This window comes from Streptomyces sp. NPDC002055 (assembly GCF_040296705.1).
Classification (GTDB): Bacteria; Actinomycetota; Actinomycetes; order Streptomycetales; family Streptomycetaceae; genus Streptomyces.
Genome location: NZ_JBEOXS010000008.1, coordinates 84,686 through 101,954 on the forward strand (window position 1 = coordinate 84,686; position 17,269 = coordinate 101,954).

At 72.2% G+C, this 17,269-nt stretch carries 15 protein-coding genes; 11 read left to right on the forward strand and 4 right to left on the reverse strand.

The genetic code is table 11. The features are described 5' to 3' along the window. Nucleotides 1-34: 34 nt before the first annotated feature. The 10 genes from ABT112_RS06785 to ABT112_RS06830 all read left to right on the forward strand — a co-directional run bounded on the left by ABT112_RS06785 (nt 35) and on the right by ABT112_RS06830 (nt 11,535). Nucleotides 35-694: a histidine phosphatase family protein gene (locus ABT112_RS06785; RefSeq protein WP_351506337.1), complete on the forward strand. Its 660-nt coding sequence runs from the start codon at nt 35-37 to the stop codon at nt 692-694. A gap of 15 nt (nt 695-709) precedes the next feature. Further along, nucleotides 710-1,858 carry a hypothetical protein gene (locus ABT112_RS06790; RefSeq protein WP_351506338.1) on the forward strand — a complete coding sequence of 383 codons (1,149 nt, stop codon included), beginning with the start codon at nt 710-712 and terminating at the stop codon, nt 1,856-1,858. Next, nucleotides 1,858-2,802, forward strand: coding sequence for a phosphotransferase (locus tag ABT112_RS06795; protein ID WP_351506340.1), 945 nt, complete (start codon nt 1,858-1,860; stop codon nt 2,800-2,802). Before ABT112_RS06790 ends, ABT112_RS06795 begins: the two co-directional genes overlap by 1 nt. Next, nucleotides 2,717-3,814, forward strand: a complete 1,098-nt coding sequence (locus ABT112_RS06800; protein ID WP_351506342.1) for a nucleotidyltransferase domain-containing protein — start codon at nt 2,717-2,719, stop codon at nt 3,812-3,814. The genes ABT112_RS06795 and ABT112_RS06800 overlap by 86 nt, the downstream gene beginning before the upstream one ends. 43 nt (nt 3,815-3,857) lie before the next feature. Next, the gene (locus tag ABT112_RS06805) at nt 3,858-4,649 is read left to right on the forward strand and encodes a class I SAM-dependent methyltransferase (protein ID WP_351506345.1); all 792 of its coding nucleotides are present in this window, start codon (nt 3,858-3,860) and stop codon (nt 4,647-4,649) included. A gap of 99 nt (nt 4,650-4,748) precedes the next feature. Beyond that, a complete protein-coding gene (locus ABT112_RS06810) occupies nt 4,749-4,961 on the forward strand; it encodes a hypothetical protein (RefSeq protein ID WP_351506347.1) in 213 nt (70 codons plus the stop codon). Nucleotides 4,962-5,705: 744 nt separating this feature from the next. Next, nucleotides 5,706-6,968 (forward strand): NAD(P)/FAD-dependent oxidoreductase, encoded by a 1,263-nt coding sequence (locus ABT112_RS06815; RefSeq protein ID WP_351506349.1) that lies wholly within the window; start codon nt 5,706-5,708, stop codon nt 6,966-6,968. Nucleotides 6,969-7,042: 74 nt separating this feature from the next. Then, complete coding sequence (locus ABT112_RS06820; RefSeq protein ID WP_351506351.1) at nt 7,043-7,504, forward strand: GNAT family N-acetyltransferase; 462 nt, start codon at nt 7,043-7,045, stop codon at nt 7,502-7,504. A gap of 150 nt (nt 7,505-7,654) precedes the next feature. Next, on the forward strand, nt 7,655-9,580 hold the full coding sequence (gene dnaG, locus ABT112_RS06825; RefSeq protein WP_351506353.1) for a DNA primase: 1,926 nt from the start codon (nt 7,655-7,657) through the stop codon (nt 9,578-9,580). A 512-nt stretch (nt 9,581-10,092) separates the two neighbouring features. Continuing rightward, the gene (locus tag ABT112_RS06830) at nt 10,093-11,535 is read left to right on the forward strand and encodes a sigma-70 family RNA polymerase sigma factor (RefSeq protein ID WP_351506354.1); all 1,443 of its coding nucleotides are present in this window, start codon (nt 10,093-10,095) and stop codon (nt 11,533-11,535) included. A gap of 221 nt (nt 11,536-11,756) precedes the next feature. Here the strand turns inward: ABT112_RS06830 and ABT112_RS06835 are convergent, their stop codons facing one another. The 3 genes from ABT112_RS06835 to ABT112_RS06845 all read right to left on the reverse strand — a co-directional run bounded on the left by ABT112_RS06835 (nt 11,757) and on the right by ABT112_RS06845 (nt 14,104). After that, nucleotides 11,757-12,488 carry a hypothetical protein gene (locus ABT112_RS06835; RefSeq protein WP_351506356.1) on the reverse strand — a complete coding sequence of 244 codons (732 nt, stop codon included), beginning with the start codon at nt 12,486-12,488 and terminating at the stop codon, nt 11,757-11,759. 89 nt (nt 12,489-12,577) lie between these two features. Next, nucleotides 12,578-13,129 carry a HEAT repeat domain-containing protein gene (locus tag ABT112_RS06840; protein ID WP_351506358.1) on the reverse strand — a complete coding sequence of 184 codons (552 nt, stop codon included), beginning with the start codon at nt 13,127-13,129 and terminating at the stop codon, nt 12,578-12,580. A 243-nt stretch (nt 13,130-13,372) separates the two neighbouring features. Then, nucleotides 13,373-14,104: an alpha/beta hydrolase family protein gene (locus ABT112_RS06845; protein ID WP_351506359.1), complete on the reverse strand. Its 732-nt coding sequence runs from the start codon at nt 14,102-14,104 to the stop codon at nt 13,373-13,375. A gap of 420 nt (nt 14,105-14,524) precedes the next feature. On the opposite strand from ABT112_RS06845, the gene ABT112_RS06850 reads away from it, so the two are divergent. Continuing rightward, nucleotides 14,525-15,175 carry a fasciclin domain-containing protein gene (locus ABT112_RS06850; RefSeq protein ID WP_351506361.1) on the forward strand — a complete coding sequence of 217 codons (651 nt, stop codon included), beginning with the start codon at nt 14,525-14,527 and terminating at the stop codon, nt 15,173-15,175. Between the two features lie 272 nt (nt 15,176-15,447). Here the strand turns inward: ABT112_RS06850 and ABT112_RS06855 are convergent, their stop codons facing one another. Next, nucleotides 15,448-17,211 carry a molybdopterin-dependent oxidoreductase gene (locus ABT112_RS06855; RefSeq protein ID WP_351506363.1) on the reverse strand — a complete coding sequence of 588 codons (1,764 nt, stop codon included), beginning with the start codon at nt 17,209-17,211 and terminating at the stop codon, nt 15,448-15,450. Nucleotides 17,212-17,269: the final 58 nt, after the last annotated feature.

Consider the following 17,269-nt stretch of genomic DNA (forward strand, 5'->3'; position numbering starts at 1 on the left):
TTCTTCTCCAGCCAGCCTGAACTGGGGTGAACGCATGCTCCTCACCATTGTTCGCCATGCCGAGTCGGTCGAGAACGCGACCAAGCACACCAGCTTCTACCAGGACCCGCGGCCGTGGAACAGCCGGGCCGCGCACGCCCTGTCCCGCGACCTCGTCGGGCTGACGCCCCGCGGTTTCCGCCAGTGCCAGTGGCTCCGTACCGCGCTGGAGATCCTCGTGGGCCGTGACCCGTACGTGTACTCCTCGCCCTACCGGCGAGCCCTGGACACCGTGGAACTGGCACTCCCCGGCAGGCCGGTCGACGTGACCGCGCTGCTGTGCGAGCAGCATTACGGCGATGCCACGTACATGACCAAGGCGGAGCTGTTCGCGACCTGGCCCGCGTGCGAGGTCGACCGGCAGACCCGTAAGCACCTGTGGACGCCTCCGGGCGAGGGCGGCGAATCGCTGGCGGTCGGCGTGATGCGCCGGGCGGCGGCGTTCGTCGACGACCTCGAGGAGCGCGCGCCGGCTGTGGTGGCCATGACCCACCACACCGCGATCCTCGCGCTGCGCAGCGTGCTGGAGCGGCGCCCGGTCACTGAGCTGGTCGACGAGGTCCGCGCCCGCAAGACGCCGAACGCGGGGGTCCTGGTCTACGAGCGGCGCGGCGGGCTCTTCCACCAGGTCGACGCCGCCGAGCCGGACTGCTGAGCCGGGAGCCCCGCGATGAGCGACGTCACCTACTTCAACGGCCCCGTCCAGAACGGCGACTTCACATTCGCCGACCACCCCGGTAAGTCCGCCGGCATCCGGCTCGCCGAAGCCCTCAACGCACTGCTCGGCCACGCGCCGGCGCCGCACCTGTGGAACACCGTCACCCTCGCCGGCGACGTGCGCCACCGCAGCGCTGACGACCGGAACGCGGTCGGCAGGCGGCAGCGAGAGGAGCAGATCCTGCGGGCGAAGTACGCGCCCGGCACCGTCCCGGCGGGCGGCGTGCTCACCGACACCGACCCGCAGGTCGCCGCCCTCGCCCTGACCATGGTCCGGGCCCTCCTCGCCGACGGGACCCTGGCGGTGCAGGATCTGCCGGTCCGGCTGTGCGCCCGCTGCGGACACATGGCCGGCACCGGCGCGGCGAGTGACTGCCGCGCCTGCGGACACCACGTCCTGCGGGCAGCGCGCCGGGATCTGCTCGTCTTCGACCGCACCACCTACGGCCCCCTGCTGGAGCGGGACGACGTCCACGCGGCCGGCGCCCGCGCCCCGGCGCACCTGCTGCACATCGCCCACCACGCCCCTCGGCTGATGGTGCTCTCCAGGACCCGGGATCACGGGATGGACCTCGCGCCGCTCGGGCTGGACGGGATGGTGTTGGACCCGCGGGCCGGGCTGCACGTCGCGGTGCTCGCCGCCGCCGGCGAGCGCGGGGTCGTACAGCCGGCGATGACGGTGACCGAGAACGCGGCGGCCAACGTCGCCGCCCACGGCGCCCCGTTCCGCCGCCACGGCGGGATACGGCTGCGGTACACACTGCACGGAAAGATCCCCTACGACGCGGCGGCCGACGACCGGCTCTACGAGGTGCACCGCGCCCACCGGGTCCGGGAGTTGTTCACCGACTGGTATCTGCCGCTGTGCGCCGCCCGGGAGCGATCCGGCGTGCACGCCGACCGGATCCCCGGCCTGCTCAAGTTTCTGCGCCGGGCGTACCTCGCTCGGCCGGCCACGCCCCCGGGTGGTGTCCTCGCCGACCTGCGACACCGCGTCGCGGCAGGTGATATGCGCTGGGTGACGGACCCCCAGGCGCTCGCCTGCGCCCTGACCGACCGCGAGACCACCGGGCCCACGGGCCCCACGAGAGGAGCACCCTGATGGACACCACCGACTGGCGGCTGGTCAAGCCGCGGACGGCCGACGCAGACGGCGCGGTCTACGTCTCCGCCGACGGCAGCCGGTACCGGCGCACCGGCGGCGAGGGGCTGCGCCGCGAGGCCGCCTTCCAGCAGAGGGCCGCCGACTGGGACTACCCGGTGCCGCACGTCCTGGAGCAGGGCCGGCTGCCCGACGGCGCGTTCTTCGTCGACGAAGAGTCCGTGGGGACGCAGTCGCTGCACGAGATGGCGCTCGCCTCCCTGGACGGCGGACCCGAACTGCCGGACCAGGTGGTCGACCAGCTTGCCGCGGTCTCCTCCCGGCTGCTGACCGCTCAGGCCCGACACCCCGCCGACGGGGAACCCGGCGCGCTGCGGACGTGGGTGGAACAGGCGGGCTGGACCGACATGGTCTTCACCGAGAACCCCGACCTCGACACCTCCCGCCTCCGCGCCGCCCTCGCCCGCGCCGTCGACGAGGTCGCCGGGCTGCCGCTGGTGTGGGGCCACCTCGACTACGGCCTGCCGAACGTCCTGCCCGGCGGCGTCATCGACTGGCAGCACCACGGCGTCGCCCCCCTCGGCTACGACGCCGCCCCGGCCCTGGAGATCGTTGCCTTCAAGGGCGGCGCCAAGGGCTACGCGGCCACCCCCGAGCAGCGCGCCCGCTACCTCGCCACGCTCGACACGGCGGCCCGAGCGGCCGGCGGCCCGCCGGTCAGCCCACGCCTGGGGGCGTTCCTCATGGTCAAGAGCCTGTTCTTCCTCGCCTTGATGCGTCCGACCGACCCGGCCCGGGTCGACAAACACCAGAAGTGGCAGTACCGGCGCCACCTCGTCCTGACGGGAGTCGAGCAGTATGAGCGCACCGGCACCATCGACACCGCCCTCTTCCCCACCCTCGACGGATTCGCCGCTGGGCCAGGCGCTACTGGCCGTCCGTGACCGCGACTACCTCCTCGACCGCTCCGGCGTGATCTTCAAGGTGATCGGCGACGTCCATCCGGGCTCGCACTGGCTGGGGTACGTGAAGTACCACCCGGACCAGCGCGGCGACCGGACGCTGTTCGGCACGACCTACCGGCAGAACACCGTCGTCTCCAAGGCCTACGGGATCCTCGCCGACCGGCCCGAGTGCTACGTCTACTCACCCGCGATCGGGTGCGTGATCACCGGCGTGCCGTGCGAGGACGTCGTCATGCACTACTCGTGCCGGCAGGCCCTGGCCACCCTGCACGAGACGCCCGAACTGCTCGACGGCTCCGCGGTGAGCAAGGACCTGCTCGCCATCATCGGCTGGATCGCCGACCAGGACGCCGGCGACGTCATCGGCGTCACCGGCTCCTTCCTCGTCGGCGTGGCCGGCCCCCGCTCCGACATCGATCTCGTCTGCTACGGCCCCCGCGGCTACGAGGCGGCGCAAGGGCTGTTCGCCGAGCGGTCCCTGATCCGGCCATACGAAGGCGAGGACCTGACCCGGCTCTACCTTCGCCGGGCGAAGTACATGGCCGGCTCGTCGTTCGACATGCTGCTGCGGCAGGAGTCCCGGAAGCTCCAGGGCCTGACCGCCGGCGCCGGGGCCCACATCAACTGCGAGCCGCTGCGCGCCGACGGCGACCGGACCTTCCACGACGTGATCGCGCAGGAGGTCGGCCAGATCAGCGTCCTCGCCCGGATCACCGACCACCGCGAAGGCCTGGCCACGCCGGCGCTCTACGGCATCGAGGTCGACACCGTCATCGCCTCCACGATCGACGAGCCCGAAGTGTTCGCCCGCCGCATCACCCACCTGCGGAGCTACCTCGGGGCCTACACCGGCGCGTTCCGCGAGGGCGACACCGTCCACATCTCCGGACGCCTCGTCCACATCCAAGGCCCCAAAGGCGCCGGCGGATTCGGCATCGAGCTCACCCCCTGGAGCGCCACCGAGAGCTACCTCGCCAACCTCGCCCGCTGATCCTCCGGCGAACATCCACGTCCGCGCCCCTCTGGAGGTCCTGATGACCGCTGATCCGCACGCCTTCGTCTCCGCCGAAGCCCACTACGCCGCCTTCCGCCCCCGGTACCCCGACGCTCTGTACCGGCTCCTCGCCGACCGCTTCGGCCTGGACGGCACCCAGCGGGCCCTTGACCTCGGGTGCGGCCCGGGCACCGTGGCCCTGGAGCTCGCCGACCTGGTCCACACCATTATCGCCGTCGACCCCGCGGCCGGGATGCTCGAGCAGGGCCGCGCGCTCGCCCGCGAGCGGGGCATCGACAACATCCGGTGGCAGCAGGGCGACTCGAACACGTTGCGCGACCTCGGCCTGCCGCCGCTCGATCTGGCCGTGATGGCCAAGTCGTTCCACTGGACCGACCGCGTCCGCGTCCTGGAAGACCTGAGCAGGATCACCACCGAGCAGGCCGGCATCGTCATCATCTCTGCGGGCCCGCCCGGCACCACGCCCCTGCCCACCTGGGCACCGGTGGTCGCCGACGTCCGAGCCGCCTACCTCGGCACCGTCCGACGAGCCGGGAGCGGCACCTACCCGGAGCCGGCGGAGCCATACGAGGAGACGGTGCGGCGCTCGCCTTTTCCCAAGGTCGACATCACGTCGTTCGACCAGCTCGTCGTGCGCAGCACCGAGGAGCTGATCGGCCTCCAGCTGAGCAACTCCTACTCCACCCCGGCCCAACTCGGTACGCGACGGAAGGCCTTCGAGGAAGACCTGCGCTGCGCGCTCCTGGAGCACGAGCCCTCGGGCCGGTTCGAGGAGACGATCCGCACCGAGGTCCTGATCACCACTCGATAGATGAGGGCCTCCGTACGTCGGCCGGCCCGTCGGGGTCGACGCGCCCGCAGTTTCTGGCCGGTGGCAGTCTTGCCCGCTCAGAACGCGCCACTCGAAACGGTGACTCGACCGAGCCGTCCGGTGCAGCGGGAGGACCAGGCGCTGGGGCCGACCGGACTCCAGCGCCTGGTCCTCGCCGCCGTCGACCCGTACGTCGACCGCGACGACTGCGTCCGGGAGTACGGGCTCGGTCACGACGTGGTGCTGCTGTGGGCCACCCACGCCGCGTACGCCCTGCACTCCCTGGCGGTCTGGGAAGTTCGAGACAGGTAGCGGCCGACGTTCTCCTTGGCGTAGCGCGAGCCCCCGATCGTGGCGCTGTCCTCGTCCCAGATGCCGTAGGGCGCGTAGTGCTCACCCCACACGGAGTAGGCGGCTTCCCGCTGCTGGTCCCGCGACGCGTGACCGTGCTGAACGGTGCCGCTCGGTGGCCCCGGCCCCATCGGGCAGCTCTCGCAGGAGCCGGGTGGAAGCGCACGTCCTCCACCGACTGCGGCCTGCTCCAGTTGCCGCGCCCCCCCGGGCGGGCCGCGGGGGGCGGTCACGGTGGTCGGCCGGGGTCTCGGTGATCAGACGTCCGGCCTCACCGCAGACGAGATCCCACAGCAACCCGGGGAGGGACCGGCGCGGCCGGGGTCGTCTCCGTACGGCCGTACTGCAGCATGGTCGTCCGGGCCGGCCTCCCGGCCGCCGACACCGCGACACCCCACGGCACCCCGCGCCGAAGCGGCCCCCGCCCCGAACCGACACTCCGCGCCGAACCCACCCCACCCCGAACCGGCACCCGCCCCGAACCGACACACCGTCCCGCCCCCGACACACCGTCCCGCCCCCGACACACCGTCACGCCCCGGCCCGAACGGCCGGACCGCACCCGAACGCCGGGACGGGGCACGGCCACCGGTGCGGAGGGGGTGCCTCTTCCCGCATCACGCTCCGTGCGGGAGGCTCACCTGAGGCGAGAAGGGCGGGGGACCATGGACACTGGCTTAAGGCCCGGCAGCTAGGAGGCACCAAGTGGTCGACGCACATCAGACGTTCGTCATCGTCGGAGGAGGGCTGGCAGGGGCGAAAGCCGCCGAAACCCTGCGGTCGGAGGGGTTCACCGGACGGGTCATCCTCATCTGCGACGAGCGCGACCACCCCTATGAGCGTCCACCGCTGTCCAAGGGCTACCTCACCGGGGCCGCCGAGCGGGAGAGCGTCTTCGTCCACGAGCCCGCCTGGTACGCCCAGGCCGAAATCGAACTCCACCTCGGCCAGCCCGCGGTGCACCTCGACCGCGCGGCGAAGGCCGTCACCCTCGGCGACGGCACCCGCGTCCACTACGACAAGCTGCTGCTCGCCACCGGCGCCGAGCCGCGCCGCCTCGACATCCCCGGCACCGGCCTGGCCGGCGTGCACCATCTGCGCCGGCTCGCCCACGCCGACCGGCTGCGCCAGGTCCTCGCCACGCTGGGGCGGGACAACGGCCATCTGGTCATCGCCGGCGCCGGCTGGATCGGACTCGAAGTCGCCGCCGCGGCCCGGGGCTACGGCGCCGAGGTCACCGTCGTCGAGCCGCTGGCCACCCCGCTCCACTCCGTCCTCGGGCCCGAACTGGGCGCCCTCTTCACGGATCTGCACCAGGAGCACGGCGTCCGCTTCGACTTCGGCTCCCGGCTCACCGAGATCGTCGGCCAGGACGGCATGGTGCTCGCCGCCCGCACCGACACCGGCGAGGAGCACCCGGCCCACGGCGTGCTCGCCGCGATCGGCGCCGCCCCGCGCACCGCGCTGGCCGAGTACGCCGGGCTGGAGCTCGTGGACCGGGCGCACGGCGGCGGCATCGCCGTGGACGAGTCGCTGCGCACCTCCGACCCGGACATCCACGCGGCCGGCGACGTCGCCGCCGCGCAGCACCCCACCATCGGCACCCGGCTCCGCGTCGAGCACTGGGCCAACGCCCTCAACGGCGGCCCGGCCGCCGCCCGCGCCATGCTCGGCAACCCGGTCTCCTACGACCGGGTGCCGTACTTCTTCTCCGACCAGTACGACGTCGGGCTGGAGTACTCCGGGTACGCGCCGCCCGGCGTCTACGACCAGGTGCTGGTCCGCGGCGACGTCGGCAAGCGGGAGTTCATCGCCTTCTGGCTCCGCGAGGGGCGGCTGCTGGCCGGCATGAACGTCAACGTCTGGGACGTCACCGGCCGGATCCAGGAGCTCATCCGCGCCGGGAACCGGCTGGACCCGGAGGCCCTCGCCGACCCCTCGGTGCCGCTGTCGTCCCTGGTCGCCTAGGTGTATTGATCACGAGTGCCGGCAACGCCCGTGATCGAATACGTCCAGAACGAAGATCACGTAGCGTGGGCGCCATGGCGATTCCCACGGCTGTGGTCCCGGTGTCGGAGATCTTCGAGCTGCGCCGGTCGGTGCTGCGCGCCGGCCTGCCCGCGGAGACCGCGGTCTTCCCCGAGGACTCCGACCCGGACGTGTTCCACATCGCCGCCTACGACGGGAGCGGGGCCCTGCGGGCCTGCGGCACCTTCTTCCCGGACCCGCTCCCCGAGGCCGCCGCCCCCGGCGGCCGGACCCCCGCCTACCGCTTCCGCGGCCTGGCCAGCGACCCCGAGGTCCGCGGCCAGGGGTACGGGCAGGCCGTGCTGGCGGCGGGGCTGGCCGAGATCGGGGCCCGGGACGTCCGCCACGTCTGGTGCAACGGCCGCACCCCGGCCACCGGCTTCTACCAGCGGCAGGGCTTCACCCGGCTGGGTGAGGAGTTCGTCCTGGACCCGGGCGGCGCGCACTACGTCTTCGTGCGGGAACTCACGGACTGAACCCACGGACCGAACCCGGCCCCGGACGGGGCGCCGGGCGCCGCCGGAGCGCGGCGGCGGAGCCGTCGCGGTGGCGTGCGGGAGCCGCCGCCGGGCTGCGGGGGAGCCGTCGCCGTCGGGGGCCGCGAGCCGTCGCCGTAGACTTCACCCGTGGCAGGCAGGATCAACGACGACGACGTGAAGGCGGTCCGGGACGCGGTCCCGATCGACGCCGTCGTCTCCGAGTACCTCCAGCTGCGCAACGCCGGCGGAGGCAACCTCAAGGGCCTCTGTCCGTTTCACGATGAGAAGTCGCCATCCTTCCAGGTGAGTCCCAGCAAGGGGCTTTTCTACTGCTTCGGCTGCCAGGAGGGCGGAGACACCCTCGACTTCGTGATGAAGGTCGACCACCTCTCCTTCTCCGAGTCCGTCGAGCGGCTCGCCGCCCAGGCGGGCATCACCCTCCGCTACGAGGAGGGCGGCTACACCCCGGGCCGGCAGCAGGGCGAGCGCATCCGCCTGGTCGAGGCGCACCGGATCGCCGCGCAGTTCTACGTCGAGCAGCTGGACGGCCCCGAAGCCGAGATCGGCCGGAAGTTCCTCGCCGAGCGCGGCTTCGACCAGGCGGCGGCCCAGCACTTCGGCGTCGGCTACTCCCCGGCGGGCTGGGACCACCTCGTCCGCTTCCTCCGCGGCCGCGGCTTCAGCGACAAGGAGCTGATCCTCTCCGGCCTCGCCCAGGACGGCCGCCGCGGCCCCATCGACCGCTTCCGCGGCCGGCTGATGTGGCCGATCCGCGACATCACCGGCGAGGTCATCGGCTTCGGCGCCCGCAAGCTCCGCGACGACGACAACGGGCCCAAGTACCTCAACACCCCGGAGACCCCGCTCTACCGGAAGTCGCACGTCCTCTACGGCATCGACCTCGCCAAGAAGGACATCGCCAAGAGCAGCCGCGCGGTGGTCGTCGAGGGCTACACCGACGTCATGGCCTGCCACCTCGCCGGGGTCACCACCGCCATCGCCACCTGCGGCACCGCCTTCGCCGGGGACCACATCAAGATCCTCCGCCGGCTGCTGATGGACAACTCCGGAGCCGAGGTGGTCTTCACCTTCGACGGCGACGCGGCGGGCCAGAAGGCGGCGCTGCGGGCCTTTGAGGACGACCAGAAGTTCGCCGCCGAGACCTCCATCGCCATCACCCCCGACGGCATGGACCCCTGCGAACTCCGGCTCGCCAAGGGCGACGAGGCCGTACAGGGCCTGGTCGACTCCCGCACCCCCCTGTTCGCGTTCGCCATCCGGCACGTCGTCGACCGGTACAACCTCGACACCGCAGAGGGCCGCGCCGCCGCCCTGGAGGCGGCGGCCCCGATCGTCGCGGGCATCAAGAACAGCTCCATCCAGCACGAGTACGCGGTGACGCTGGCCGGCCTGCTGGGCATCCTCGACGTGCAGTTCGTCGTCCGCCGCGTGGGCCAGCTCGCCCGCTGGGCCCGCGAGCGGGGGCAGCGCGGCCCCGCCTCCTCCGACGGCCGGAACGGCCGGCGCGCCGGCGGGCCGGCGCAGGACGGGCCGCCGCAGCAGCCGGCCGCCCCGCCGGGCCCGCGCGGCCCGGCCCTCAACCTGCGCAGCCCCGCCCACCGCGTCGAGCGGGAACTGCTGAAGCTGGCCCTCCAGCGCCCCGACCTGGTCTCCCCGGCCTTCGACGCCTACGGCGCCGACGAGTTCACCGCTCCGCCCTACGCCACCGTGCGGCAGACCATCGAGGAGGCCGGGGGAGCGGCCGCCGCGGACCGCGAGTACCTCGCACGGGTCCGCGACGCCGCCCCCGACGACTCCGTCCGCGCCCTGGTCACCGAGCTGGCCGTGGAGCCCCTGCACACCCGGCGGGACGCCGACGAGGTCTACGCGGGCGTCCAGCTCGTGGCCGTCCGCCTCGCCGCGGTCAACCAGCGCATCACCGACATCCGCGGCGCGCTCCAGCGCCTCGGCTCGCAGGCGGACCCCGGCCATGTGGCCACCGTGCAGAACGAGTTGTGGGTCCTCCAGCAGTACGGCCAGTCCCTCCGCGAGCGGGGGGCGGCGGCGCTGTAGCGTCAGGCGGCCGTCGTCCGGCCGCCGGGGTCGTCCGGCCGTCGTTCGGCCGCCGGGTCGTCCGTCCGTCGGCCGTTCGTGCGGCGGTGACGCTGGGGGCGGCGATGAGCGTCCGGAGTATGCGGCCCGGCTGACGGCCGGCCCGTTGGGGCTCCCCTCGGGCCGTACCCCGGCACCCGGGGCTCCCCGGCGCGGCGGAATCCGTCGGCCCGCCCTGCGGCCGTTCCCCGGCGGATCGCCGGCACCTTCCCCGCGGGGCATCCGCGCCGCGCCGTAGCCGCCCGGTCACGGACCGGACTCAAAAGTTGCTGCACGACCCTCGTGGCGGGTGTACGTCTTACCCCACACTGGTGGCCGGTGCCTCAGTCCGCGGAGCGCGGTGCGCCCGGCCGCCCGGCCGGGACCTCCTGCGGATGTCTGTCCGAATGTCCGGAGCGGAGGGTGGCGCAGCCGCAACCGTTCCGCTGCCGGAACGCCCCCGGCCCGGCAGCGATCACCTGGAGGTCGCCCCCGTGCAATCCCAGACACTCACCGGTGCGGTCAGCAAGGTGCCGCCACAGACCCTGCCCCCGCACCACCCGGAAGCCGGCCCGGCCGCCCCCGGGTCCGACCCGGCACGCGCCTCCGGGACCGGGGCGTCCGGCCCCGGGCCGGCCCGGACGGCCGCTCCCGGTGCCGCTGCCGACGCCGAGGCGGACACCGAGTCCGAGCCCGGGACCGGGACCGAGCCCGGGACCGAGCCCGCCGCCGAGTCCGATGCCGAGTTCGACGCCGAGTTCACGAGCGGGTCCGGGCCCGGGGTGGCGACCGGATCCACAACCGAGCCGGAAGCCGGGCCCGGCGGGGCCACCGGTATCGAGGCCGGTCGGGAAGCCTCTGCGACGGCCCCCGTCGCCGCTCCGGTATCCGGGACGGCGGCGATACCCGGGACGGCGGCCGGGACCGACGACCCGGGCCCCGGGTCCGAGCCGTCCACGGCCGAGATCGTCGTCGAGAAGATCACTCCCGAGCCGCGGCCCCAGCGCGCCGACACCTCCGGCCCCTCCTCCGACCTCTTCCGCCAGTACCTGCGCGAGATCGGCCGGATCCCGCTGCTCTCCGCCGCCGAAGAGGTCGAACTCGCCCGCCGCGTCGAGGCCGGGCTCTTCGCCGAGGAGAAGCTGAGCAGTACCCCCGCCGCACAGCTCGACTCCCAACTTGCCCTGGATCTGGACCGGTTGGTGGTGCTCGGGCGGATGGCCAAACGCCGGCTCATCGAGGCCAACCTCCGGCTCGTCGTCTCCGTCGCCAAACGCTACGTCGGCCGGGGCCTGACCATGCTCGACCTCGTCCAGGAGGGCAACCTCGGCCTGATCCGGGCCGTCGAGAAGTTCGACTACGCCCGCGGGTACAAGTTCTCCACGTACGCGACCTGGTGGATCCGCCAGGCCATGTCCCGGGCCCTCGCCGACCAGGCCCGGACCATACGGGTCCCGGTGCACGTGGTCGAGCTGATCAACCGGGTCGTGCGGGTCCAGCGCCGGATGCTCCAGGAGCGCGGATACGAACCCACCCCCGGAGAGGTGGCCGCCCATCTCGACCTCTCCGCGGAACGGGTCGGCGAGGTGCTGCGGCTTGCCCAGGAACCGGTGTCGCTGCACGCGCCCGTCGGCGAGGAGGACGATGTCGCGTTCGGCGATCTCATCGAGGACGGTGACGCCGCCTCACCCGTCGAGTCCGCGGCGTTCCTGCTGCTCCGGCAGCACCTCGACGCGGTGCTGTCCACCCTGGGGGAGCGCGAACGGAAGGTCGTGCAACTGCGCTACGGGCTGGTCGACGGCCGCGCCCGCACCCTGGAGGAGATCGGACGGCTCTTCGGCGTGACCCGCGAGCGCATCCGCCAGATCGAGTCCAAGACACTCAGCAAACTCCGCGACCACGCCTACGCCGACCAGCTGCGGGGTTATCTGGACTGAGGGGGCCTTGCACGGTGCTCGCCCGGGGCGACGGCGGCCAAGGGCGAACTCCTGCGGGGCCGAACCTGGCCGAACTCCGGCGGCATCTCCCGCCACTGCCCACCCGTCCGAATTGCCGGATCACTCCCTCGACCTGCTGCCGCAGCCGCTCGGGGCGCGGGCCGCACCTGCCGCAGCTCCATCAGGTGTTGCGTGCTCGACGCCCCTCAGCGCGCCGAGCGTCAGCCCTGCGCGTTCTCGGACGTCGGCGGTGTGCTGTGCGTCGGCCCCGGCCACGACGTCGGGGGTGGGCCGAATGCGCGACGACTGGCCCGCACCGCCAGCGTGGCGATGCCGGCATTGGCGCCACCACCGATCACCGCGCCGATACCGAACGGTGCCACTCGACCGAGAACCACGATTCCCTGCTTGGTCCCGTACTTCGTGACGAAGTTCTTCCCCAGGATCTTGTTGATCCGACGCAACGTCTCGACAGGCACCTTGGCGACAATCTGACGTCCCCAGTGCTGCCCCGTACGCTCGGCGACCCCGGCAATGGTGGCGGAGCCGCTCCCGCCGAGCAGGATTCCCATCACGATGGTCCGGCGGCGCTCGATCTCGTCGATGGGGACTCCGTGGACTTCGGCGATCGAGAGTGCGAAGAGGGCGCTGAGCTCAAGAGATGAGAGAGCCTCGCCTGCCGACAGCGCCAGGGCGACTCCCGTACCGACGCCGGGCGCGGCGGCGGCTCCTCCCACTGCGGCACCCGTTCCGGTCAAGGCGCTGACGTACATCCGCTCCAGATTGCGGATCACCTGTGCCGGTGTCGCCTCCGGATTCCGCTGGCGGGCCCGGGCGATGTTCTTGCGCACCAGCGGGCTCTGGATGTCGATCGCCTTGTCCAGGACGTCGAGGACTCGCTGCCCGCGTAAGGCCGCTGCCGGAACCGGTCCGTCGGAGGCATCTGTCGCCATGCCGGGAACTCCTTGGGTCGTCACGTCTCAACTGAGGGGTTCTTGCACGATGAGCGGCCGAGCGGACCTTGCGCCGGATGAACGCTGCCTCAACCGCACATCTCGTCCTCATCGAAGCCCAGCTCATCCTCGATCCCGAGTTCTACCGCGGCCTCCCACTTCAGGCGCGGCGGATGGTTTCCTTCCGCGATACCCCGCAGAAAGTCCCGAGCCGACGGACCTCCCATGCTGCCGAGTGCCTGGATGCACTTCAGGCGCAGCCCGGAGGACGGACCGCCGGAATGTTCTCGTTCTGTGAATACACGGATGATGTCATCAACTGCTGCCGGATGTGCCAACTCCCCGAGGATCTCGATGTGGTCTTCCAGGTAGCCCGGCCCTTCTCCTGACCTGACCACATCGATCAACACTCGATCGAGGTCGGGTACATCGCGCAGATCGGCGGCGATGTTCTCCAGGGTGTTGAATCGGCTCCAATCGGACCGTTGGGCCAACCTGCGCATCAGGAAGGCGATGCGCTCACGGGCGTCCGGGAGCCGGCTTTCCACCCTCCGTTGCCGCTCTTCTCTGCTGTACCCCGGACCACCCGCAACGTGGATGAGTTCTTCAACCAGTGCGTCGTCATCGATACCTCTGCTCACAAAACCTCCTGGAGTCGCAGCTGCCTTGCCTCCGTGCAGTCCTTCCGCACCAGAAGAGAGGGGCACAGGACTGCACATCGAGCGTGCAGCCGAGCTGCCTCGGTTCCGGCCCCGCGCCCCGTCGGCGCCTTCTCGTTCGGCGGACCGGGCGCGGGACCAACAGCGGCGCGGGACCAACAGCGGGCGCGGGGCCAGCAGAGGCGCGGGGCCAACGGAGCCGCGCGACCAGCAGAAGCGCCGGGATCAGCAGAGATGCCGGGTGAAGAACCGCACCGTGCTGTCCAGTTCGAAGGGCGGGATCTCCCCGTGCTTGCCGGGGTTGGCGTGCAGGGTCTTCTCGTCCGAGGCCAAGGCGTCGAAGAGCGCCAGGCTCTCCGCCCGCGGGACCCGCTCGTCGTCCCACTGCACCAGGAACTCCACCGGGACGGTGATCCGCGCGGCGTCCTCGGCCACGGCCCGGACGCCGCCCAGGCCCAGTACCGCGGCGCGGACCCGCGGTTCGGCGGCGACGAACGGAACGCCGAGGCCGCAGCCCAGGGAAACTCCCCAGTAACCCACCGGGCCGGCGCCGACGTGCACGAGGTCCTGGACCGCGTCGAGGACCGCCCGCCACTCCGGGACGGTCCGGCGGGCCACGAGCGCCTGGAAGGCGGCGATCAGCGGGGCCGGCTCCGCGCCGGCCTCCACGCGCGTCTGGTTCTCGGTCGCGATCCGGTTGAGCTCCTCGTCCTTGGGGCGGTCGCCGTGGCCGGGCACGTCGACGGCCGCCACCGCGACACCGCACTCGGCCACGAAGCGGCGCGCCCGCACCGCGACGCCCGGGGCCTTCTTGTGCCGTCCGCCGCCGTGTCCCATCAGGATCAGCGGACGGGAGCCGGTGGCGCCGTCGGGCGTCCACAGGACACCGGGGATCTCGCCGAGGGTGAAGAGTTGTTCGGTGACGCCGTCGGACGACGTCTCAGAGGTGAAGCGCATGGCGTTCAGCCTTTCGGGATGCCTTCTGCGGGCACTCCCCGGGCCATGCGTGGGAGGGAGCCCCGACCTGTCACAGCGTTGATCGGTCCCACCTCCTTCGGTTCACAGCGGCGCACGGCGGCGCTGAAATTACCACAACGATCACAGCGGGCGCCCCCGCGTTTCCGCCCACGGACGCTGCCCCGGGCGGGCGTTGACGCGCAGGGGTGGACAGTTCAGCGGAGGTATTTTCGGCGATCCGGAATGCGTGACCAATCCGCGTCGCGGTGTGGTCCGAATACCGGTCATGAGCTCAAGCCGGAGAGCGTCGCCGACGCGTGCAGTCACCCTGCTGAGGAATTCATGGCGAACGTCCGTTCAGGGCTCTGGCACAACTGTACGGGCTTTTCGGCCCATCGCACCGAATTCTCTGGAGAAACCGTGAGCACCCTCCTCGTACGTCGCACGACGCTCGCCGTCGCTGCCGCTGTGCTCCTGCCGTTTTCGCTGGCCGCCTGCTCCTCCGGCGACATGAAGGACAAGGCGTCGGGCTCCGAGGCCTCCTCACCCGCCTCGGATTCCGAGAAGGGCGACGCCGGCGGGAAGACGGACACCATGACGGAGCCGTTCGGCCCCGCGTGTTCGACGATTCCCAAGTCGGGCAAGGGAAGCTTCGACGGAATGGCCGAGGCCCCGGTCGCCACGGCCGCGTCCAACAACCCCGCACTTTCCACGCTGGTCACCGCCGTCAAGAAGGCCGGGCTGGTCGACACCCTCAACAGCTCCAAGAACATCACGGTGTTCGCGCCGACCAATGACGCCTTCGAAAAGATTCCCAAGGCGCAGCTCGACAAGGTCCTGGCCGACAAGGCCACGCTCACCAGGATTCTCACCGGCCATGTCGTGGGGGAGGAGATCACGCCGAAGCAGCTGGCCGACGGCTCGTACACCACGCTGGCCAAGAGCGAGCTCACGACCTCCGGTTCGGGCATGTCCTACAAGGTGGATGACGCGGCGAACGTGGTCTGCGGCAATGTGCAAACCTCCAACGCCACGGTCCACATCATCGACAGCGTTCTGATGCCCGAGTAGCCACGCGGCGCGGTGAGGGGCGGCAGCCGGCCGCTCCGCATCCTGCCGTGTCACCGGGCCCGGGCCTCCATCCCGGCAGCGACGTCACAGGGCGACGCTGCCGGGGTCTTCCGCGTTCGGATCCGCTGCCGCACATCACGTGTTGCCGGATACGGGAACCGTCGCACCGCACGGCCAGTGCCCTGATTGGCCCTGCGCTGTACGCCAGGGGCGCCAGCGCCCCGTGAGCGGAACGTGTGTCGCCTGGCAGCGGGCCCCGACCACCCGCGCGGTCAGGCCACGTTGACCACCAGCGCGTGCCATCCGGTCGCGCCGTCGGGAACGGTGCCCACGCGCTCGCCGGTCTGCGGGCGGCCGCCGCGGTCCGTGGCGCGGACCTCGAGCGTGTGCGAACCGGATGTGGCCTGCCACTCCCACATCCACTGCCGCCAGGTGTCCTCGGTGTCCTCCGCGGCCAGCCGCGCCCGGTGCCAGGCGCCGCCGTCGACCCGCACCTCGACCCTGTCGATGCCCCGGTGCTGGGCCCAGGCGACACCGGCGACCCGTACCGTGCCGGGCCGGAGGTCGGCGAGGGGCCGCGGGGTGTCGATCCTGGACTGCGTCTTGACGGGAGCTTCGCGCGCCCAGTTCCGCTTGACCCAGTACGGGTCGTAGTCGGCGAACGTGGTCAGCTCCAGGTCCTGGAGCCACTTGCAGGCGGACACATAGCCGTACAGGCCCGGTACGACCATGCGCACCGGGAAGCCGTGGGCGAACGGCAGCGGCTCACCGTTCATGCCGACCGCGAGCATCGCGTCCCTGCCGTCCATGACGGTCTCCACCGGACTGCCCAGCGTCATGCCGTCCACGGAACGGGCCACCAACTGATCGGCCGGGCCGCCCCGGGACGGCGGGCGGACCCCGGCCTCCCGCAACAGATCGGCCAGTCGTACGCCGATCCACTGCGCGTTGCCCGCGTACGGGCCGCCGACCTCGTTCGAGACGCAGGTCAGGGTGATGCGGCGTTCGATGAGTGCACGGCGCAGCAGGTCCTGGAAGTCCAGGGTGAGCGGGCGGGTGACGCCCTTCCCGTGGATCCGGAGGCGCCAGCTCTCCGCGTCCACCTTCGGCACGACCAGCGCCGTGTCCACCCGGTAGAAGTCCTTCGTGGGCGTGAGGTGGGAACTCAGCCCGCGGAGCCCGAGGCCGGCACCCCGGGGCACGGGTGCGGCGGGTGACGCGGGGGCGGGCAGCGCGACGGCCTTCCGCGAGGCGGCGGCCCGGGCGCCGGACGCGTTCAGCCGGCGGCCGAGCAGGCCGGCGCCCGCCGACGCCGCGGCGGCGACGGAGGCCGCCACCACGAATCCGCGCCGGTCGAAGACGCCTGTGGCTTCCCCGCCTTCCCGGCCTTTCGTGCTTTGCCTGCCTTCCGTTCTTTCCCGGCCTTCCGCGCCTTCCGCGCCTTCCGGGGCCTCCGATGCGTCCGGGCCTCCCGGGCCTCCCGACGCGTCGGGGCCTCCCGATCCCTCCGAACTGCCCGAGCCGTGCGAGCCGTCCGAGCTGTCCGAGCCGTCCGCGTCCGCGCCACCGGACCGTCCCGGCCCCTCTGCCGTACCCGCCCCCGGCACCGTCCGCGCCGCGAGCCGGCCGGCCAGCAGATACAGCACCCCCGCTCCCGCCACCGCACCGGCCAGTGCGGGCACCACGTCCAGTGGCTGTGCGGCCGGCCGTTGCAGTGCCGCCGCGGCGCCGAGCAGTCCGAACGCCAGGACGCCCGCTGAACCGGAACGCCGGAAGCGGAGCGCCAGGAGCCCCAGCACCACCGCGAAGAGGGCCAGCAGGGTCAGGATGCCGAGCTGCAGTACCAGCTTGTCCTGGGCGCCGAAGGTCCGGATGGCCCAGGACTTCACCGCCGTCGGCGTGCTGTCGATCACCACGCCGCCCACCACGGTGACCGGGCCGGCCTCCGGCCGCACCGCCGCGGAGACCAGCTCCGCGACCGCCAGTGCCGCGAAGGCGGCGAGCAGCCCGCTCAGCGCCCCCAGCACGTCCCTCACCGAGCGGTGCCGCCACCGACGGCCCCTCGGTCCGGCCACCCCGTCCGCCCCTGCCGTT